The 20300-nt window shown below is 57.0% G+C and carries 19 protein-coding genes; 15 read left to right on the top strand and 4 right to left on the bottom strand.

Annotation, left to right across the window (positions count from 1 at the left end; all coding sequences use genetic code 11):
- Positions 1-104: 104 nt before the first annotated feature.
- Entirely contained in the window at positions 105-347 is a 243-nt protein-coding gene (locus tag EBQ26_RS12505) for a hypothetical protein (protein WP_147473964.1), read from the bottom strand.
- A 241-nt stretch (positions 348-588) separates the two neighbouring features.
- Between EBQ26_RS12505 and gmk the strand changes: the two genes are divergently transcribed.
- The 10 genes from gmk to EBQ26_RS00280 all read left to right on the top strand — a co-directional run bounded on the left by gmk (position 589) and on the right by EBQ26_RS00280 (position 10256).
- Entirely contained in the window at positions 589-1293 is a 705-nt protein-coding gene (gmk, locus tag EBQ26_RS00325; protein ID WP_122237041.1) for a guanylate kinase, read from the top strand.
- A gap of 92 nt (positions 1294-1385) precedes the next feature.
- Positions 1386-1589 carry a DNA-directed RNA polymerase subunit omega gene (rpoZ, locus tag EBQ26_RS00320; protein WP_122237040.1) on the top strand — a complete coding sequence of 68 codons (204 nt, stop codon included), beginning with the start codon at positions 1386-1388 and terminating at the stop codon, positions 1587-1589.
- A gap of 89 nt (positions 1590-1678) precedes the next feature.
- Complete coding sequence (locus EBQ26_RS00315) at positions 1679-3997, top strand: RelA/SpoT family protein (protein WP_147473963.1); 2319 nt, start codon at positions 1679-1681, stop codon at positions 3995-3997.
- A gap of 140 nt (positions 3998-4137) precedes the next feature.
- Complete coding sequence (gene lepA, locus EBQ26_RS00310) at positions 4138-5946, top strand: translation elongation factor 4 (RefSeq protein WP_122237038.1); 1809 nt, start codon at positions 4138-4140, stop codon at positions 5944-5946.
- Between the two features lie 92 nt (positions 5947-6038).
- Positions 6039-6947 carry a signal peptidase I gene (gene lepB, locus EBQ26_RS00305; RefSeq protein ID WP_122237264.1) on the top strand — a complete coding sequence of 303 codons (909 nt, stop codon included), beginning with the start codon at positions 6039-6041 and terminating at the stop codon, positions 6945-6947.
- Positions 6948-6970: 23 nt separating this feature from the next.
- On the top strand, positions 6971-7360 hold the full coding sequence (locus tag EBQ26_RS00300; protein ID WP_122237037.1) for a DUF4845 domain-containing protein: 390 nt from the start codon (positions 6971-6973) through the stop codon (positions 7358-7360).
- A 4-nt stretch (positions 7361-7364) separates the two neighbouring features.
- Positions 7365-8084: a ribonuclease III gene (rnc, locus tag EBQ26_RS00295; RefSeq protein WP_122237036.1), complete on the top strand. Its 720-nt coding sequence runs from the start codon at positions 7365-7367 to the stop codon at positions 8082-8084.
- Positions 8081-9040, top strand: coding sequence for a GTPase Era (gene era, locus EBQ26_RS00290; protein WP_122237035.1), 960 nt, complete (start codon positions 8081-8083; stop codon positions 9038-9040). Before rnc ends, era begins: the two co-directional genes overlap by 4 nt.
- Before the next feature lie 97 nt (positions 9041-9137).
- Complete coding sequence (recO, locus tag EBQ26_RS00285; RefSeq protein ID WP_390614155.1) at positions 9138-9887, top strand: DNA repair protein RecO; 750 nt, start codon at positions 9138-9140, stop codon at positions 9885-9887.
- 87 nt (positions 9888-9974) lie between these two features.
- Positions 9975-10256 (top strand): hypothetical protein, encoded by a 282-nt coding sequence (locus EBQ26_RS00280; RefSeq protein ID WP_122237033.1) that lies wholly within the window; start codon positions 9975-9977, stop codon positions 10254-10256.
- 58 nt (positions 10257-10314) lie between these two features.
- Here the strand turns inward: EBQ26_RS00280 and hemH are convergent, their stop codons facing one another.
- The gene (gene hemH, locus EBQ26_RS00275) at positions 10315-11340 is read right to left on the bottom strand and encodes a ferrochelatase (RefSeq protein WP_122237263.1); all 1026 of its coding nucleotides are present in this window, start codon (positions 11338-11340) and stop codon (positions 10315-10317) included.
- A gap of 245 nt (positions 11341-11585) precedes the next feature.
- On the opposite strand from hemH, the gene ftsH reads away from it, so the two are divergent.
- The 4 genes from ftsH (at position 11586) to EBQ26_RS00255 (ending at position 15993) form a co-directional block, all read left to right on the top strand.
- Complete coding sequence (gene ftsH, locus EBQ26_RS00270; RefSeq protein ID WP_122237032.1) at positions 11586-13505, top strand: ATP-dependent zinc metalloprotease FtsH; 1920 nt, start codon at positions 11586-11588, stop codon at positions 13503-13505.
- 196 nt (positions 13506-13701) lie between these two features.
- Positions 13702-14502 (top strand): dihydropteroate synthase, encoded by an 801-nt coding sequence (gene folP, locus EBQ26_RS00265; RefSeq protein ID WP_238944032.1) that lies wholly within the window; start codon positions 13702-13704, stop codon positions 14500-14502.
- A 127-nt stretch (positions 14503-14629) separates the two neighbouring features.
- Positions 14630-15334 (top strand): CoA transferase subunit A, encoded by a 705-nt coding sequence (locus EBQ26_RS00260; RefSeq protein ID WP_122237030.1) that lies wholly within the window; start codon positions 14630-14632, stop codon positions 15332-15334.
- 17 nt (positions 15335-15351) lie between these two features.
- Entirely contained in the window at positions 15352-15993 is a 642-nt protein-coding gene (locus tag EBQ26_RS00255) for a CoA transferase subunit B (protein ID WP_122237029.1), read from the top strand.
- 111 nt (positions 15994-16104) lie between these two features.
- Here the strand turns inward: EBQ26_RS00255 and EBQ26_RS00250 are convergent, their stop codons facing one another.
- Positions 16105-17154, bottom strand: a complete 1050-nt coding sequence (locus EBQ26_RS00250; RefSeq protein ID WP_122237028.1) for a YeiH family protein — start codon at positions 17152-17154, stop codon at positions 16105-16107.
- 123 nt (positions 17155-17277) lie between these two features.
- A complete protein-coding gene (gene selB / locus EBQ26_RS00245) occupies positions 17278-19233 on the bottom strand; it encodes a selenocysteine-specific translation elongation factor (RefSeq protein WP_122237027.1) in 1956 nt (651 codons plus the stop codon).
- A gap of 188 nt (positions 19234-19421) precedes the next feature.
- Here selB and EBQ26_RS00240 point away from each other — a divergent pair, with 188 nt between their 5' ends.
- The gene (locus EBQ26_RS00240) at positions 19422-20249 is read left to right on the top strand and encodes a hypothetical protein (RefSeq protein ID WP_122237026.1); all 828 of its coding nucleotides are present in this window, start codon (positions 19422-19424) and stop codon (positions 20247-20249) included.
- Positions 20250-20300: the final 51 nt, after the last annotated feature.

The raw sequence follows: 20300 nt of genomic DNA, 5'->3' as shown, positions 1-20300 counted from the left end.
TGAAGATACGCGCTTGGCTTTTGTTGTATTTCAATTCAATATAAAAATGATCTCAATACTATGATGCCGAAACAAGGCAATTTATTTTCTTTTTGAAATAGAATTTAAGTATTGAATTGCAGCTCGGAGGCAGGAACGATCTGACGCAGCGCTTGCAAAGCCGCGCAAGCCTTGCGCTCTGCGGTGCGTTCATCGCCTTGCAATAAATGATATCGAGCCATCGTCAACGCATTGATGGCGATGCCAAAAGCCTGGGAAGGATCGGCGTGGCCAGCGCGATCGGGCTGCTGATCGGCCAGGCTGCGCCTGGAAAGTGGGGCAAAACTGCTAGACTCGACGGGTTTCATGGCGTCGCTCCTTTGTTGATCCAGAGGGTTCGCTTTGTGACACGCCAGGGCATTGTTGGCGCAATGCCCTGGCACTTGGCTCTCGCGCTGTCAAAGCATGACCGGCTGCGAGAGTGCGCTTATCCTAGCGGCAACTTCGATGCGGGAAAGCCAAAAAAAGATCAGTTTTCCTGACGTTCCGCCCAGGTCTTAACCAGTCCAGGCCATAGCGCGGGAAAGCGCCTACCTCACTCACCATCACATGACATCCCAAACCCCTGCCGAACCCGTCACTTCGGCGCAAGATGCGTCTAAAAACAAGCCTCAAAATGGGCCTCAGAACGGGCAATATCCAGGCAATTTGTTCGTTGTGGCAGCGCCCAGCGGAGCTGGTAAATCCAGCCTCGTCAAAGCACTTTTGGAGCTGGACACAGGCGTGCAATTGACGGTGTCACACACCACGCGCGCGCCGCGCGGGCAGGAAAAACACGGGCGAGAGTATTTCTTCATCTCCAATGAAGAATTCGACGCCATGGTGGCCGCCGACGCCTTCATCGAATGGGCTAACGTGCATGGCAACCGCTACGGCACGGCCAAGAAAGCCGTGCAAGATCGCATTGCGCAAGGCGCCGACGTGGTGCTGGAGATCGACTTCCAAGGCGCCATGCAAATCAAGCGTGTATTTGCCAACGCGGTGCTGATTTTCATCCTGCCCCCCAGCTTGGAAGAGCTGCGCGCCAGGCTGGAGCGCCGCGGTGAAGACCGGCCCGACGTCATCGACTTACGCATGGGCAACGCCCGCGTGGAGATGGCCCAGGCGGAGAATTTCGACTACCTTATAATCAACGAGGTTTTTGAGCGGGCCGTTTTTGACCTGAAAAGCGTCGTGCATGCCCAGCGCCTGCGTTACGTAGCTCAGCGCCGCGCCAGAGCGGCCACTTTCGAGGCGCTGGGCATCCAGTCTTGATTGGCATTGAGTCTGGCGCAAACCCCATTGGCCGACTGCGCTTTCACTCCCCACCGTTTTTTTGCCGCAAAGGCACATCAAAGGATTTCTCAATGGCACGCATTACCGTCGAGGATAGTTTGCAAAATATCCCCAACCGTTTTCAGCTCGTGCTGGCTGCAACTTACCGCGCCCGCATGATCAATCAAGGCCATACGCCTAAAGTAGAAACCAATAACAAAGCCGCCGTGACGGCTTTGCGCGAAATCGCCGAGAACAAAACCGGCATCGAAATGCTGCGCAAAGTTCCCACCTAAAGCTGCACAGGCGCAAGCTGAAAACATGGATCGAAACGCCCCGCCAAGGGGCGTTTTGTTTTTTCGCCACATGCGATGAAAGCCTTTGCGTGAACTGCTACATTTGGAAAATGACATCGGCAGGCCACCCATCCCCTTCTATTTCCAATTCCACTTCTCAAACCGTTTCGGGCGATGCCGCGCACGTGCTCTCACCAGAGCACCAGGCGCTGGTCGCGCAGGCATTTGAGAGTTTGTATGCCACGTTGAGCTATCTTTCTGAGGCGGATCGCTTGCGCGTGCGCGAAGCCTTCGAATTTGCGCATCGTGCCCACAGTGGGCAGTATCGCAATAGCGGCGAACCCTATATCACCCACCCCATCGCCGTTACGCAGTTGTGCGCCGATTGGAAGCTGGACGCCCCCGCCTTGATGGCAGCGTTGATGCATGACTCTTTGGAGGACTGCGGCGTGAGCAAAGGGGAGATGGCGCAAATGTTTGGCACTGAGGTGGCTGGATTGGTCGATGGCGTGACGAAGCTGGATAAGGTGGAAAGCCAGACCAAGGAGGAGCTTCAGGCAGGCTCTTTCCGAAAAATGCTGTTGGCCATGTCGAAAGATGTGCGCGTCATGCTCATCAAGTTGGCTGACCGCACGCACAACATGCGCACGCTCTCACTTGCGCCGCGTCGTAAATGGGGGCGGATTTCGCAGGAAACGCAGGAAATCTATGCGCCAATCGCCGCTCGGCTCGGTTTACATACGACGTATCGAGAATTGCTGGATTTGTCGTTTCAGCATCTGCATCCTTGGCGCTACCAAATCTTGCTCAAAGCGGTGGATAAGGTCAAAGATCGTCGCCAAAGCGCGATCAAGGCCATTCGAGACGAGCTGGAGCAGGCTTTCGCAAAGCAGCAAATCAAAGTCCGCTTGATTGAACAAGTGCCTACTTTGAGCAAACTGTATAAGCAAATGAGTAGTAAGCGACAGAGTTTTTCCAAAATTAACGATGTCGTCGAATTTTGGGCGGTATTAGAAAATCCGCTGGATTGCTATACGGGGCTGGGTGTTCTGCATGCGGTTTATCGGCCTTTTCCCAATTCGATTAAAGATTTCATTGCTAATCCCAAAAGCAATGGTTACCAATCCTTGCATACAGCGGTTATGGGGCCTTCTAATGTCACAGTAGAGATCAACCTGTGCACCGAGGCTATGCGAGAGCTTGCAGAAATCGGGGTGATTGCGGCACGCTGGGGTAAGGAGAAGGGCTTGGGTTCCGCCAACGCAGATGGCTGGGATAAGAGCTGGATGAAGTCCATGTTGGAGATTGAGCATGTCTCAGGTGGCGCTGTAACGGACTTTCTTAGTGATGTCAAAAAAGATTTGCACCCGACTACGGTTTACGTGTTTACCCCACAAAAACGTGTGCTGGCTTTCCCCGCTGGAGCAACGGTGGTGGATTTTGCCTATGCAATTCATAGCGAATTGGGCAATAGCCTGGTAGGCGCTAACGTAAATGGTAACCCTGTGACGCTGCATACGGAGTTAAATAATTCCGATGAGGTTGAAGTTTTTACTTCACCTATGGCGACGCCTGCCATTGAGTGGTTGGCGTTTGTTAAAACAGGGAAGGCGCGATCTGAAATTCGTGCCTATATTCGCAAGGCAGATGAAGGCAAATTATTGGCCCTAGGGCAGAGAATTCTGGATCGTGCTTTGCACGTGATTGGATATCCGGGGGTGGAAGAGTCTGAAAAGGCAGAGGCGGTGCGGGAGTGCCTCGGCGAAATTTATCCGGGTAAAACACATAAAGAAGTTTTGCTGGATATTGGTCATGGTCGAATGGTTGCGGCAGATGTGGCAAAGCGATTGGATAAGCCGTTGCGTGCTTTGGGGATGAGGCCGGATGCTTTGCTGCTCTCGCGCGAGAGTTTGATGCAAAACGTGTCTTCTGTTGTATTGACGGTGGGAGACAAAGACAGCGCCGCTGCGTATTACTCCCCCTGTTGCTACCCTATCCCCGGTGATGCAATTTTGGGCGTGTTTGTGGCAGGCAAGGGGGTCGAAGTGCACCGCCGCGAGTGCCTTGTCGGGCAGCGCGCTTTTCAGAGGGCGACATCGTCTGCGATGGAGATCGAGTGGGCGGAAAAACCCTTCGGAACCTTTGAAGTGATGCTGCATTTGCATCTGGAAAACACGCCTGGCGCGTTAGCAGAGGCCGCAAAGGCTATCGCTTTATGCGGTGCCAATATTTTGCTTATCGAAATGCTCGATGGAGGGCGCCTCAAGACGACGGAAGTGCGTGCAAAAGTCTCTGTGGAAGGGCAGAAGCAATTGGATCGACTCTTGCGTGAGCTGAGGCGGGGGCAGACGGTGTTGCGTGTAGAGCGTTATTTGGCCAAAGGCTCCAAGGAAGCGCAAAAACTTTAAAGTGCGCTAGTCCTTCATCCCCTTGCCGCTAAAATCCGTCACTTGGCGTAGCGGGGGGTATTTCTCCCAAGAGATTTTTTCGCCTGCTCTGCAAGAGTAGGCGCATTTTTTGCTTTGGCTGCATTATTTTTTTCAGCTTCATGAACCATATTCGAAATTTTTCCATCATCGCCCATATTGATCATGGCAAGTCCACTTTGGCGGATCGTTTGATTGAATTTTGTGGCGCGTTGAGTAAGCGGGAAATGTCCGAGCAGCTTCTCGACTCTATGGATATCGAGAAGGAGCGTGGAATCACCATTAAAGCTCAAACTGCAGCGCTGCAATATAAAGCGCGGGATGGCCAGATTTACAACCTCAACCTGATTGACACGCCCGGGCACGTGGATTTTTCTTATGAAGTCTCCCGTTCATTGTCCGCATGCGAGGGCGCTTTATTGGTTGTTGATGCCTCCCAAGGTGTAGAAGCGCAGACGGTTGCCAATTGTTATACCGCGCTCGACCTGGGGGTGGAGGTATTACCGGTACTGAATAAAATGGATTTGCCTCAGGCTGATCCTGATAATGCCAAGGCCGAAATTGAAGATGTGATTGGCATTGATGCATCAGAGGCTATTGCAGCTTCGGCAAAGACGGGGCTGGGCGTAGAAGACATTTTGGAAATGATCGTGCGCAAAGTGCCGCCTCCCAAGGGCAATCCCGATGGGCCGCTGCGCGCCATGATTATTGATAGCTGGTTCGACCCCTATGTGGGGGTGGTGATGCTGGTGCGAGTGGTGGATGGTCAGCTTCGCAAAGGCGAACGTATTCGTCTCATGGCGACAGGCGCTGCTTATGAAGCAGGCAGCCTGGGGGTATTTACGCCAGCCTCTACGGCACGAGATGCATTGCATGCAGGAGAGGTGGGCTTCATCATCGCAGGGATTAAAGAGCTGAAAGCGGCCAAAGTGGGGGATACGGTTACGCTGGAGAAAAAGCTCCCGAATAACGCTGGAGTGGCTGAGCAGCCATTGCCTGGTTTCAAGGAAATTCAGCCCCAGGTTTTTGCGGGACTTTATCCCACTGAAGCCAATCAGTACGATGCTTTGCGTGACGCGATGGAAAAGCTGCAGCTCAATGATGCTGCGCTGCAATTTGAGCCGGAAGTTTCCCAAGCGCTGGGTTTTGGTTTTCGGTGTGGTTTTTTGGGATTGCTGCACATGGAAATTGTGCAGGAGCGGTTGGAACGCGAGTTTGATCAGGATTTGATCACTACGGCGCCCAGTGTGATTTACGAGGTGTTGAAATCCGATGGGCAGGTCGCTCAGGTTGAAAACCCATCGAAAATGCCTGAAAGCGGTAAATTGCATGAAGTGCGCGAACCCATCGTGACGGTGCATATTTACCTGCCCCAAGATTACGTGGGAGCGGTGATGACGTTGTGCAATCAGAAAAGGGGTATTCAGCTCAATATGGCCTATCATGGGCGTCAGGTGATGTTGACGTATGACATGCCGTTGGCTGAAATTGTGTTGGACTTTTTTGATAAGCTGAAATCCGTCAGTCGTGGATATGCATCCATGGATTATGAATTTAAAGAATATCGCCCGTCTGATGTTGTGAAAGTGGATATCCTTCTGAATGGCGAGCGTGTGGATGCGTTGTCCATTATTGTGCATCGCAGTCAGGCGCAATACCGTGGGCGCGCTGTGGTTGCCAAAATGCGCGAAGTCATTTCTCGCCAAATGTTTGATGTGGCGATTCAGGCTGCCATTGGAGGACAAATTATTGCTCGTGAAACCGTCAAAGCCTTGCGTAAAAACGTGTTGGCAAAATGCTATGGTGGGGATATTACTCGTAAGCGTAAGTTGTTGGAAAAGCAAAAGGCTGGAAAAAAGCGCATGAAGCAAATTGGTTCGGTAGAAGTGCCGCAGGAAGCCTTTTTGGCTATCTTGCAGGTGGAAGATTAATTGTGTGGCGGATAGGCGTACCTGTGAAATTTATTGCTGTATTCACTGGCGTGCAACTGGCTTTGGTGGTTGGTTATATTGCTTTGTGGCTGATGGGGCGTATAGAGGGTAACTTTCCATTGCTTTTGTTGTTGGCAACGGTTGTTACGGGCGCTTATTGGGTTGCTGAGAAGATTTATTTTCAGCCACGCCGAAAGCGCCAGGCGGATGCGTTGGTTGAGAAATTGACAGCGCGTCAAAAGGCCTTGGAGGCTCAGGGTGTTGCGGTTGAAGAAATTGATATTAAAAGTGCAGCAAGAAATGTGATGCGACAGCCTTGGTGGCTGGATTGGACGGCCGGGCTGTTTCCTGTCATAGCGGCGGTTTTTGTGCTGCGCTCATTTGCGTATGAGCCTTTCCGCATTCCTTCCGGCTCTATGATTCCTACTTTGCTGGTGGGTGATTTGATTTTGGTGGATAAATTCACCTATGGCTTGCGGATGCCTGTTTGGAATGCGAAGCTGACACAAGGGCGCGAGCCTGGACGTGGAGAGGTGATGGTGTTTCGTTATCCGCCAGACCCACGCAAGGATTACATTAAACGTGTGATTGGAGTGCCGGGTGATACCGTGAGTTATCTCAATAAGAAGCTGACGGTTAATGGTCAATCCGTTAATACGGTTCCTCAACCTGACTATTTCGACCGTGATTCGATGCGTCATGCGAAGCGTTGGGAGGAAAACTTAGGGGGGCATTCCTACGAAGTGTTGAATAATCCTCACGTTGAGCCTGGACTGGTGCCTTACGAGTCGTTCAAGAAGTTTCGTGAGGACTGTGATTACAGCATAGAAGGTGTGACATGCCGCGTGCCTAAAGGTCACTTCTTTGTGATGGGTGATAACCGTGATAATTCGGCTGATTCGCGAGCTTGGGGGTTTGTTCCGGAAGAGAATATCGTGGGTCGTGCTGTGGCGGTTTGGATGAATGTATCCGACCTTGGGCGCATTGGGAAAATAAATTAATCTTTTGATTTTTTGGGGTGATCATGAAAATGCTGTCTTCTCGAAGCGGTGCGTTAAATTTGGCTTCTCGCCAGCGCGGCATGACCTTTATTAGCTTGTGCTTGTTGGCGGCGGTTTTGGTTTTTGCGGGATATGTGGTTTTTAAGTCGGTTCCTGTGATGACTGAGTATTTGGCAATTAAGCGTGTTTTGAAGCAGGCTTCTGCCGGAAATACGGTTTTGGAGATTCGTCAAATTTACGATCGAGTTGCAAGCGTTGAGTATTTGGATCAGTACTCGGATCCTGTTTCCTCCAAAGATTTGCAGGTTTCAAAGCAAAACGATCAAGTTGTTGTTAATGTGGATTATGTGCGTGAAATCCCCTTGGTGGGGCCTGCCTATTTGACTTATAAGCTTCACGCCAGTTCTAAATAAATTTGTGTCTGCTCTACTAATTTCTTCGTTGCGCGAGGTTTTGCCGCAACTGAATGTTGCCAGTGCCCGTCTTAAACAGGCCTGTACCCACCGTAGTTATTCAAGTACGCATAATGAACGGCTAGAGTTTCTAGGTGATGCGGTATTGAACCTTTGTATTTCCCATTGGTTGATGGAGCGCTTGCCACGGGCAAGCGAAGGGGAACTTTCACGCACGCGGGCCAATTTGGTGTGTGAACAGTCTTTGCATGGCATTGCGTTGCGTTTGGGTTTGCAAGATGCGTTGTTGATGGGCGAAGGGGAGCGTAAAACGGAAGGCCATTTGCGCCCTTCAACGCTGGCGGATGCATTTGAGGCATTGATTGGCGCGATTTATCTCGAAGGGGGTTTGGTTTGGGCGCAGCAATGGGTTGCGCACTGCTTCCGGGATGTGGATCTGTCTTCGACCGCACAGGTCAAAGCCAAGGATGCAAAAACCCAGTTGCAGGAATGGCTGCAAGCGCGCCGCATGGCTTTGCCTGAATACGAGCTGCAGGAAGTGCAGGGGCAAGACCATCAACAAATTTTTGTGGTGCTCTGCCGGGTGAGTTCTGTGAAGCTAAGCGCTACGGGTAAGGGTGTTTCCCGTAAAGCGGCAGAGCAGCAGGCTGCGGCCGGGGTGTTGAAAGCTTTGGAGCTTGAAGGGCGTTCCCATCGAATGAAGGGGAAAGGAAAGAAGAAATGAATCAACCATCTTTTCAGCAAGGCCCGGGCGAGAAGGCGGCGTCCACTGAGCAAGGGGCGGGGCCCGTGCGGTGCGGTTTGATTGCCATTGTGGGGCGACCGAATGTGGGCAAGTCCACACTGCTGAATGCTTTAGTGGGCGAGAAAATCAGCATTACATCGCGTAAAGCGCAGACAACGCGCCACCGCATCACGGGGATACGCTCTGTAGGGGATACGCAGTATGTTTTCGTGGATACCCCGGGCTTTCAGACCAAACATTTATCGGCGTTGAATAAGTCGCTGAATAAGGCCGTTGTAGGAACGGTGGGTGATGTGGATTTGGTGTTGTTCGTCGTGGAGGCGGGCAATTTTTCGCTGAAAGATGCCCAAGTGCTTTCCCTTTTTGAAGGGCGCCTGCCGACGATTTTGGTTGCCAACAAGCTGGACGTTTTGCATAGGCGCTCGGAGCTGGCGCCTTGGCTTAAATCCATGCAGGAGCGGCATGACTTTGCGGAGTTTGTGCCTATTTCGGCGAAAAACCCCAAGGATGTGGCGCACTTGCTGGAGGTTTGCAGGCCTTATTTGCCTGAGCAGGATTGGTGGTACGCCGAGGATGAGCTGACGGATAAAAGCGAGCGTTTTCTGGCCTCGGAGATCATTCGCGAAAAACTGTTTCGCCTGACGGGCGATGAGTTGCCCTATACCTCGACGGTGCTGATTGACACCTTTACCGAAGAGCCGGGAAAAACGGCCAACCGCATGGTGCGGATTGCGGCAAGCATCGTGGTTGAGCGGGACAGCCATAAGGCGATGGTGATTGGTGAGCGCGGTGAACGCCTCAAACGCATCGGCACGGAGGCGCGCCAAGAATTGGAAAAACTGCTTGATGCCAAGGTGTTTATCGAGCTATGGGTGAAGGTGCGCTCGGGCTGGTCGGACGACGCCTCGCGTCTGCGCGCTTACGGCTATGAATGATGGGGATGCCTTTGCCTGGCCGACTGAAGGGCAGGTTAAGGGATCCAGCCCTTCCCGCGCATCCAGAAGCAAGGCCCATGCGCCGCCCGCGCGCCAACTGCGGCGCGCTTCTCAGCACCATGCGTTTGTGCTGCACCAATATCCCTGCAGTGAATCCAGCGTGATCGCGGAGCTGTTCACGCGTGAAAAGGGGCGCGTGACGCTGGTGGCTAAAGGGGCCAAAAAGCCCACGTCCAATTTCCGAGCGTTGTTGTTGCCGTTGCAATTGCTGCGTGTCGATTACTCCTACGCCGAAGGGGAGGGCGGGGAGATCGGGGCTATTCGTGGTGTGGAGCGCGCTGGCGGTCCGGCAGCGCCTCGTGGTGAGGCGTTGTTGGCGGGGATGTATCTCAATGAATTGCTGATGCGCATGCTGGTGCGCAGCGAGCCGCATGCGGCGGTTTTTGATGCGTATATGGCCACTTTGCATGCGCTGGCCCAGGCGCCGGGGCAGGCTTTGGAGACGCTGCTGCGCGCGTTTGAGCTGGTGCTCTTGCGGCAGTTGGGCATGCTGCCCGATTTGGCCTGCCAAACCGTGGATCAGCAGCCCTTGCAGGAGCAAAGGCGCTATGCGCTAATCCCCGAGGTGGGGTTGCATGCCGTCACAGACGGGCGGCGCAGCTTGAGCGGCGCGCAGTGGTTGGCGATCGAGCGGGCCTTGGCCTCCCCGCAGGCTTTACTGGAATGCATGAAGGCCGTGGATGCTGGCGTGGCGGATATCAAGCCCCAATTGCGTGCAGCGTTTGCGCATTTCCTGGGTGGGGACTTGCATACGCAGCGCCTGATTCGGGGGCTGCGTCGCTTGTGATTTTGTATATCAATAGGAAAAAATTTTAACTTGTTTCGGCAATTCTGTATTGAAGCAGATTTTCCTTTGAAATAGATTGATTGTGTGATGGCTGCTTCTGCTTTTGTCGCGCATTTGCTGGCCTTGTTGGCGCCAGCCTGGGGCGTGGCTGTGCTCTCCACAGGGTTGGCGCGGCTGGTGTTCAGGCGCAGGCAGTGGCGCATGCGTTGGTGGGTTTGCGCTCTGGCGGGCGGCTTGCTGGGCAGCACCGTGCTGCTGGCCGGCCTGGTGTGGACTGGCGAGGATGGCCGGATGGCGACGTATACGGCGTTGATCGCTGTGCAGGCCTTGCTGCTGTCCTTGGTCATGCAAAGGCCATCACCCCAGTAGCACTGCCTTTGGCAAAAAAGAGCGCAAGCAAGACCTGCCCGATTGAAGCGTGCAAGTCCTACGGCTGTCGCCACTCTCGCAAATGGTGTATGACCAAATCACGCAGCGCCGAAATCCACTCGGGGCGTTCATTGAGGCAGGGGATGTAACGGAATTCGTGGCCGCCTTGGTCGAGAAAGGCCTGGCGCACCTCCATATCGATTTCCTCCAGGGTTTCGATACAGTCGCTGGCAAAGCCTGGGCAGATGACATCCACCGTTTTCACGCCTTGGCGCGCCAACGCTTCCAGCGTGGGTTGTGTGTAGGGTTTGATCCAGGGCAGGCGCCCAAAACGCGATTGAAAGGTGGCGCAGTACTGCTCAGCCGTTAAACCCAAACGTTGCGCCAGGGCTTGGGCTGTTTGCAAGCATTGCTGTTGGTAGGGGTCGCCCTGCTCGACGTTGCGCTGCGGAATGCCGTGAAAGCTCATCACCAATTGCTCGGCGCGTCCGTGCGTCATCCAATGCTGCCGCACGCTGTGTTCCAGGGCGTTCAAGTAACCGGCGTCAGCGGGGTAATGGGAGATGAGCTTGAATGTGGGGGCTTGCGGTTGGGTTTGGGCCCAGGCGTTGACAGCATCTTCCACGCTGGCGGTTGTCGTCGCTGAATACTGAGGATAGAGCGGCACGATCAGAATGTGACGGATATGCTGCGCGCGCCAGCGCTCCAACTGCGCGGCAATACTGGGATTGCCGTAGCGCATACCAGCTTCCACTTCAATGCCGCGCATTCCCGCCTCGCCTAACCAGCCTTTGAGCATGAGCGCCTGTTTGCGTGTATGCACCAGCAGCGGGGAGCCTTCTTCCGTCCAGATTTTCTGGTACTTTTCTGCAGAAGCTTTTTTGCGGCGGGGCAGCACCAGCATACGCAAGATAGGTTGCCAGAGCAGCGGCGGTAACTGGACGATACGGCGGTCGCTGAGAAATTGCGTCAGATAGCGTTTGACAGCGGCAGGCGTGGGAGCATCGGGAGTGCCCAGGTTGCACAGCAACACGCCAATGCGTTCGTCAGGGGAGGGGGGGGCAGGGTGATGGGAAGCAAGCATAATTTGGGCCATATTATTGCTCAGCCCTCAAGTGCATTCTCTGCTTCCGGCTTTGCCCAATGTCCCTTGGGCACGGAAAGCCTTTCAGACACTGTGTATTGCTTGAAAGGCATAGAATCGTCCGCACTTCCTGGCCAATTACCATTGCGAAACGGGTAGGCAGTGGTGATTTGTCGGGGCTTCCCACGTCATTCAATCTCTGAGGCGCTCAACCTTTTGATGCGCCGTTTTCAGGAGCAAGTAGCTTGAACAACCAATGGCTTACCAAGGCAGTGCCGTTTCTGGTGCTCATTGCCGTTCTGTTTACCGTGTTCAAACAGTTCGACACAGGCATGGGCGCCAATTCGCAGCAAAAGCCTTATTCTGAATTCATTTCCATGGTGCAAAACCGCGAAATTCAGGAAGCGGAAGTGCAGGAAATGGGCTCGGGTAGTGTGGAGATCATTGCCAAAGCCGTCGATGGCTCACGCATTCGCACTACAGGCACCTTTCTGGACCGCAACTTGATCAACGACATGCTCAATGCCGATGTCAAGTTCAATATCAAGGAGCGTGAACAACGTTCTTTATTGGGGTCTTTGCTTATCAGCTGGGGGCCTATGCTGTTGCTCATTGGCGTATGGATTTACTTCATGCGTCAAATGCAAGGCGGCGGCAAAGGTGGCGCTTTCAGCTTTGGCAAAAGCAAGGCGCGCATGCTGGATGAAGGCAACAATACCGTCACGTTCGCCGATGTGGCAGGTTGTGATGAAGCCAAGGAAGAGGTCAAGGAGGTAGTTGACTTCCTGAAAGACCCGCAGAAATTCCAGCGTTTGGGGGGGCGTATCCCACGTGGTTTGCTGTTGGTTGGCCCCCCTGGCACGGGTAAGACGTTGTTGGCTAAATCCATCGCAGGCGAAGCCAAAGTGCCGTTTTTCAGCATTTCAGGCTCTGACTTCGTAGAGATGTTTGTTGGCGTGGGTGCCGCGCGCGTGCGCGATATGTTTGAAAACGCCAAGAAAAATGCCCCCTGCATCATCTTCATCGATGAAATTGATGCCGTGGGCCGCCAGCGTGGCGCAGGTCTGGGCGGTGGCAATGATGAGCGAGAGCAAACGCTGAACCAGATGTTGGTGGAAATGGATGGTTTTGAAACCAACCTTGGCGTGATTGTGGTCGCCGCCACCAACCGCCCCGATATTCTGGATTCCGCCTTGTTGCGTCCAGGCCGTTTCGACCGTCAGGTCTACGTGACCTTGCCCGACATTCGTGGGCGTGAGCAAATCCTGAATGTGCACATGCGCAAAATCCCCATTGGGCAGGACGTCAGCCCCACCATCATTGCCCGTGGCACACCTGGCATGAGTGGCGCTGATTTGGCCAACCTTTGCAATGAAGCGGCCTTGATGGCTGCGCGCCGCAATGCCCGCGTGGTTGAAATGCAGGATTTTGAAAAAGCCAAGGACAAGATCTATATGGGGCCTGAGCGCGCCAGCATGGTCATGACCGAAGAAGAAAAGCGTGCCACTGCATACCATGAAGCGGGCCATGCCATTGTGGCGGAGGTGCTGCCTGGCACCGATCCGGTGCACAAAGTGACCATCATGCCGCGCGGTCGCGCCCTGGGGGTGACTTGGCAATTGCCCGAGCGTGATTCGCACAGCATGTATTTCGACCAGATGCTCAATCAAATCAGCATCTTGTTTGGCGGGCGTATTGCTGAGGACTTGTTCGTTAAGAAGATTTCTACCGGCGCCTCTAACGATTACGAGCGTGCGACCAAAATCGCGCGTGACATGGTGACCCGCTATGGCATGAGTCCGGAAATGGGGCCAATGGTTTATGCGGAAAACGAAGGCGAAGTCTTCTTGGGCCGCAGTGTCACCAAAACCACAACGATTAGTGAAGCGACGCAGCAGCGTGTGGATGCGGAAATTCGCCGCATTCTGGACGAGCAATACGCTGTTGCCCAAAAAATTCTGGAAGAGAACCGCGACAAGATGGAAGCCATGATGCAGGCGCTCATGACCTGGGAAACCATCGGGCGCGAGCAGGTTGTGGACATCATGGAGGGGCGGGAGCCGCGTCCGCCCAAGGATTTCACGCCGCGCACACCATCTGGCGGCGACAGCAGCAGCGGTGGTACTCCAGAAGCCAAGACCGATCCGGCGCCAACTGCGGCATGATGGCTAGAGGATAGGCTTTTGCCGAGTCTTCCCTTGTCACTACAACGGGGCTTGCAGCCCCGTTTTTTATGGATCACACAGCATGCAAGCAACTACAGACCCGTCGAGGCTTTTGGCGCAACGCGCTCACGATGCGTCACCACGGTGTACATGGCGTACGGCGCGCTACGAGATCGCACTGGAGCTGCCGCAGGTAATGGGCATTATCAATGTCACGCCCGATTCGTTTTCCGATGGCGGTGTGCATGCAGACGCGCGCGCTGCGTTGCAGCACGCCGAGCGCTTGCTCGAAGAAGGTGCGGCTATTTTGGATGTGGGGGCGGAATCTACGCGCCCAGGCAGTGCTGTAGTCCCTCAGGAGGAGGAGTGGCGGCGCATGCAACCCGTGTTGAGAGAGCTGGTCCAATGGGGTGTGCCCATCTCTGTGGACACCTACAAAGCAGACACCATGCGTGCGGCGCTGGATTTGGGCGCGGACATCATTAACGACGTATGGGCCTTGCGTCAACCTGGCGCGGTAGAGGTGGTCGCGCGTCACCCGCAATGTGGCGTATGCCTGATGCACATGCATGGAGAGCCGCAAACCATGCAACTCGCCCCTATGCATGGCGACGTGCCCAGCCAAGTGCTGGCATTTTTGCAGGAGCGCATGCAGGCGCTGCTGAACGAAGGCGTGGCGCGTCAGCGCATCGTGCTCGATCCCGGTATTGGCTTTGGCAAAACCGTGCAGCAGAACTTCGCTTTATTGGCAGTCCAGCAGGACTGGCAGCCGCTAGGCTTGAGCTGGCTGGTTGGGTGGTCGCGCAAGTCTTCATTGGGGGCCGTTACGGGGCGTGAAGTAGGGCAGCGCCAATCGGCCAGTGTGGCAGCGGCGGTCCTGGCTGTGCAGCAGGGTGCACGCGTTGTGCGTGTGCACGATGTGGCTGCGACTGTGGATGCTCTGAAAGTTTGGCGAGCGATGGAAGATGCCAGAGCAGCCAGAAACGCGACCTTTTGAACCTTTTATGGCTGGCCCATCGGGCCTTGTCACCGCGCATGCTATGGTAGCGCCCGCCTTGCTTGGCGGGCGCTACCGCATCGTGAGGCCCATCGCATTCCTACCGAGACAACACAGGAGATATCCCTTGAACAAAATCTATCCTTCGGCCGCGGAAGCCCTTAAAGGGCTGGTGGCCAACGGCCAGACCTTGGCGGTTGGCGGCTTTGGCCTGTGCGGCATTCCCGAGGCGCTGATTGACGCATTGCAAGCCACCGGTGTGAAAGATCTCACCGTCATTTCCAACAACGCCGGTGTGGACGGCTTCGGCTTGGGTAAATTGCTGGAGACGCGTCAAATCAAAAAAATGATTTCCAGCTATGTGGGCGAAAACAAGGAGTTTGAGCGCCAATATCTCGCCGGAGAACTGGAGCTGGAGTTCACGCCACAAGGCACGCTGGCCGAAAAGCTGCGCGCTGGCGGGGCAGGCATTCCCGCTTTCTATACCCGCACAGGCGTTGGCACGCTGGTGGCTGAGGGCAAGGAGCTGCGCGAATTCAACGGCCACACCTATGTGATGGAGCATGCGCTTTTCCCGGAAATTTCGCTTGTCAAAGCCGACATTGCCGACCGCAGCGGCAATCTGCGCTTCAACCTGACCGCACGTAACTTCAATCCCGCCGTTGCGATGGCCGGCAAGATTTGCATTGTGGAAGTCGAGCGCATTGTTGCCACTGGCGAGATTGCCCCGGATGACGTGCACCTGCCTGGCATCTACGTGCATCGCATCGTGCACAACCCCACCCCCGAAAAGCGTATCGAAAAGCGCACCACACGCGACCGCAAAGTTTGACAAGGAGACATCAGCAAATGGCCTGGACTCAAGACCAGATGGCCGCACGTGCGGCCAAAGAACTGCAAGACGGCTTTTACGTCAACCTCGGTATCGGCATCCCCACCCTGGTGGCTAACCACGTCCCTGACCACGTGGAAGTGTGGCTGCAATCGGAAAACGGCATGCTGGGCATCGGCCCCTTCCCCTATGAGGACGAAGTGGATGCCGACCTCATCAATGCCGGCAAGCAAACCGTCACCACCATCAAAGGCAGCAGCATTTTCGGCAGCCATGAATCGTTTGCCATGATTCGTGGCGGCAAGATCAATCTTTCCATCCTCGGCGCGATGCAGGTGACGGATAAGGGCGATCTGGCCAACTGGATGATCCCCGGCAAGATGGTCAAAGGCATGGGCGGCGCCATGGATCTGGTTGCTGGCGTAGGCCGCGTTATCGTGTTGATGGAGCATGTGGCGCGCAAGAAAGACGGCACTACCGATTTGAAAATCCTGCCCCAGTGCACGCTGCCGCTGACCGGTGTGGGCGTGGTGGACCGCATCATCACCGACCTGGGCGTGATGGATGTGACGCCAGAAGGCCTCAAACTGATCGAATTGGCCGATGGCGTGACGTTTGAAGAAATCCAGGAAAAAACGGGCGTGCCTCTGCTGCGCTGAAATGGCCTGAATTTCTCGTGCTTGATGGCGCTTGATGCGGCTGATACACACCCAAAAAAGCCACCTTCGTCGGTGGCTTTTTTTGTGTCGGGGCCAGTCCTCAAAAAACTCTCAACGCGTCAGCAGCGCCACCACCGCCAGCATGAACAGCGCCACGAACAGCGTCTCGCTCACCAGCAACGCCACCGGCCGCCAGCCCAGCGCCAGGATTTTCTGGAACGAGGTTTTCACCCCCAGCGCTGCGATGGAAATCACCAGCGCCCATTGCGAGGCGCCACCCGCCGCCGCCTGCACGGGCGCGGGAATCCAGCCCAGGCTGTTGACCACCACCAGCGCTACGAACACCAGCAAAAACAGCGGCAGCAGCGGCGGGCGGCTGGCTTGCTTGCCCCCGGCGCGGGCAAAGGCCGCCACTTCGTCGCGGAAGATGAGCGCCAACACCAGCACCACGGGCACCAGCATGGCCACGCGCATCATCTTGGCCAGCGTGGCCGCCTGCGCCACCTCGGGCGAGACGATGTTGCCCGCGCCCACCACCTGCGCCACGTCGTGGATGGAGCCGCCCAGAAACAGCCCCCCCAGCGGCACCGGCCAGCCGGCCCATTGCACCAGCAGCGGGTACAGCACCATCACCACGGTGGACAGCGCCGCCACGCCAATGGCCGTCATCAGCGTGTAGCGCTCGTTGTCCTCGGTCTGCGGCAGCGTGGCCGAGATGGCCATGGCCGCCGAAATGCCGCAAATGCCCGTGGCCCCGCCGGAGATCAGGCCGAACACCGTGGGCTGCGCCAACAGACGCGCCATGAGCAGGCCAAAGCCGATGGTCAGCACCACCGCGCCCGCCAGCGCCGCCACGCCCCAGCCGCCCAGCGCGCTCACGTCGGCCAGGGCAATGCGCGCGCCCAGCAGCGCCACGCCAAAGCGCACCAGCTTCTTGGCCGCGAACTCGATGCCCGCCTGGCAGCGGCCATGCTCGGAGAGGAAATGCAGCGAAATGCCAATCAAGAGCGCATACAGAAACTTGGGGCCGCCGTAATGCTCGGCCACGAAGGTGGCGGCCAGCGCCACCACCACGGCCACGGTCAGGCCGGGCAGCAGGGCGCGAAGGGAGTGGGCAAACGTGTGAAAAGGCGATGCGGGCGCTGCGGGTGTGTTTGGCATGCGGCAAATTTTATGGCGCGGCCAGCGGCTGAAAACCGGGCCGATGGTTGTTGCGGGCTTCAGCACCGCACAGCGCAGCCCAATATGTGCCTTTGGGTGTGCCTTTGATGGAGCAATGCTGCATCAGCGCAGCACGTGCGCATCGCGGATGCGGCGGGTGTGGCCGCTGCGGTCGAAGTATTCCAGCACCTGGATGGCGCGCTTGCGGCCCAGGGCGGTGGCGTCGCGGAAGTGGCGTGCCTGCACGGCCTGCTGCGGGCTTTGGCGGGCCAGCTCGGCAGCGATGGCCAGCAGGGCGTCGATGGCTTCGGGGCTGTAGAACAAATCCTTGACGACCTGGTGCAGCCGCCCCTGGCGCGCCAGCTTGCGCAGCAGTTGGCGCACTTCGTCTTCGGGCAGGTGGTGGGCCTGGGCCAGATCACGCACCCAGGGCGGATCAAAACGCCCTGCGGCGATGGCGGGCAGCAGCTGGGCGGCGCGCTGCTCCTCCTGCGCGCTCAGTTGCACGCGGTGGCTGGGCAGGTGCAGCCAGGGGCCGCTCTGCGCAAGCAAGCCTTGCTCCAGCAGGGCGGCGAGCAGACCGCGCCATAGCGTATCCGCCCCTTGCGGCGCAGCGGGCGGCAGGTTGGGCAGGGCCATGCGGCGCAGCCGGGCGGCGTTCACGCCCGGCTCGTCGGGCGTGCGCTCATGAAAGCGCGCCAGCGCCTCGCACACCTTGGCCTGCAGGGCGGCCCAGTGCTGCGGGGCCAGCAGCAGCTGTTCGGCCTCATCCGCGCCCAGGGCGATGCAGCCCGGCGGCGCGGGCAGGCTGCGGGCGGGTTGCCCCAGCAGGCGCGCCAGTTGCGCGCGGCCCATGCCCCAGGGGGCTTGCCCGATGAGGGGGGCGATGTCGCCGGTGTCGATGGCGGTCTGCACGGCATCCAGATAGGCCATGCGCTCGGGGCTGCGGCGCTTGCGCTCGGGGGCGTTGGGGTCGAGCACCTGGCCACCCGCAATGGTCTGGCTGGCCTGGGCATTGCGCAGGATGAAGCGGTCACCTGCGGTGACGAAGACCTCCTCATCCAGCACGAGCTGCGCGCGCGCCTGCTGGCCGCAGGCGATGTGCGCGCCCTCCAGCGGCACGACGTGGGCCGTGCGATGGGCCGTGCCCAAGTGCAGGTGCACGCTGGTCCAGGAGCCGATGGGCTTGGTGGCGTTGGCTTCAGTCTGGCCCGATGGGTTGATGGGCTGGGGCTGGCTGGCCAGCACGCGCAATTGCACGTCCAGCCGGCGCGTGGCTTGCAGCGCTTGCGGCTCGGCCATCCAGTCGCCCCGGGCAATGGCCGTGCGCTCGATGCCCGCCAGATTGAGGGCCACGCGCTGGCCGCTGTGCCCGGCTTGGGCCGGCTGGTTCTGGGCGTGGATGCTGCGCACGCGCACGCTCTGGCCGCTGGGGCTGTGGCGCAGCACATCGCCCACGCGCACGCTGCCGCCAAACACGGTGCCGGTGACGATGGTGCCCTGCCCCGGCAGGGTGAAGCTGCGATCCACCGCCAGGCGGAACAGCCCCTGGCTGGGCCGGGCGGGGAAGCGTTGCGCGGCATCCAGCAAATGCGCGCGCAGCGCAGCCAGCCCGGCGTCCGCCGCATCCAGCGCATTGGTGGCAAAGACGGGCGCGCCCGCCAGCGGCGTGCCCTGCAGCAGCGCGGCGACCTCGGCCTGCACGGCGGCCAGCCGCGCGGGCGTGGCGCGATCGGCCTTGTTCAGCGCCACGCAGCCCTGGCGCACGCCCAGCAGTTCGAGGATGGCCAGATGCTCGCGCGTTTGCGGCATGGGGCCGTCGTCGGCGGCGATGACCAGCAGTGCATGGTCAATGCCCACGGCCCCGGCGGCCATGGTGTGGACGAATTTCTCATGCCCGGGCACGTCGATGAAGCCCAGCACTTCCTGCGTGCCCGGCACGGGCAGATAGGCGTAGCTCAGCTCGATGGAGATGCCGCGCGCTTTTTCCTCCGGCAGCCGGTCGGTGTCCACGCCGGTGAGGGCGCGCACTAGCGCGGTTTTGCCGTGGTCGATGTGGCCTGCGGTGCCGATGATCATGGTGTGGGGAGTGGAGAAAGGAGAGGGATGCGGCGGGTGTCGTACAGAGCGCGCCGGGAGCTGTGAGGGGCGATGCCTGGTGCGCTCTAGAATTTCCGTCGCGTCATTTTGATGTGGTGCGGCCTGGCGGGAAAGGGCGAACGCCACGTCGCGATTTTGAATGCCATTTTGTGAGAGGACTTGCAGCCATGAGCACCGATGGAAATACCGGGAATGTTGAAGCCATGCACGATTTCTCCCCTCCCCCTGCGCTTGCAGGGCGTGATGAGGTATTGGTTAAAACGGCGAAAAAAATAAAGAGGGTGGGGAAGATACTAAGGGGGGTGCTGATCGCGATCACCGGGCTTGCCCTGCTGCTTGGAGTGGTGCTGGCCGTCGCGGTGTTTTTTGCTGCTCGCCCTGATGTCGGGTGGTGGGCGTTGCCCTTGGGCTTGCTGGTGGGCTTGATTGTCGGGGGCATTGTGTTTGCCGCTTTGATGTTGCTTGCGTCCTTTGGGACGTTGATTTTTTTGCTGCCTTGGGCGCGATTGCTTGCAAGTGCCTGCACCAAACACATGAAGAGCGAATTGTCAGCGCTGGGTTTGCGGCCTGATCGTGAGCTTTTTTGGAAAGAGGGAGAAACCCTATGGCCAAACATGCTTGCAGTGGATACGCAGCGGCGTGCCCTGTATCTCAACATGTTTTTGCGCGACTATGAGCGCTTGGTACTCTGTCCGAATGAAATCCTTGATGTGAAGGTCGAGAGGGAGTCTGAAATTCATACAACGACCACCCATAGCGGCGGGACGTTTTCCATGTTTAGCTCGGGTATCGGCGGCGACTCGTATTTCTTTGGGCATCACTACGGCTATCAATCTGCCAGCAAATCCCGCTCGAAATCTGTCGAAGTCGAACGCGCCTTTCTGGAAATCCATTACCAGCGTGCCTGCGACTCTGCTCCCCGCTGGGTGGCCATTCCCTTTGGCGGAGATCGCCGCGAAGCCGATTCCATGGCGATTGCCATTCGTCAACTTTGATTCCATTTCAAGGGAAATAAAAAATGCCGTTTTCGGCATTTTTCGTTTGAT

The sequence above is a fragment of the Allofranklinella schreckenbergeri genome, from assembly GCF_003703475.1.
In the GTDB taxonomy this organism is placed as follows: domain Bacteria; phylum Pseudomonadota; class Gammaproteobacteria; order Burkholderiales; family Burkholderiaceae_C; genus Lampropedia; species Lampropedia schreckenbergeri.
This window is presented reverse-complemented; position numbering and strand designations above follow the sequence as displayed.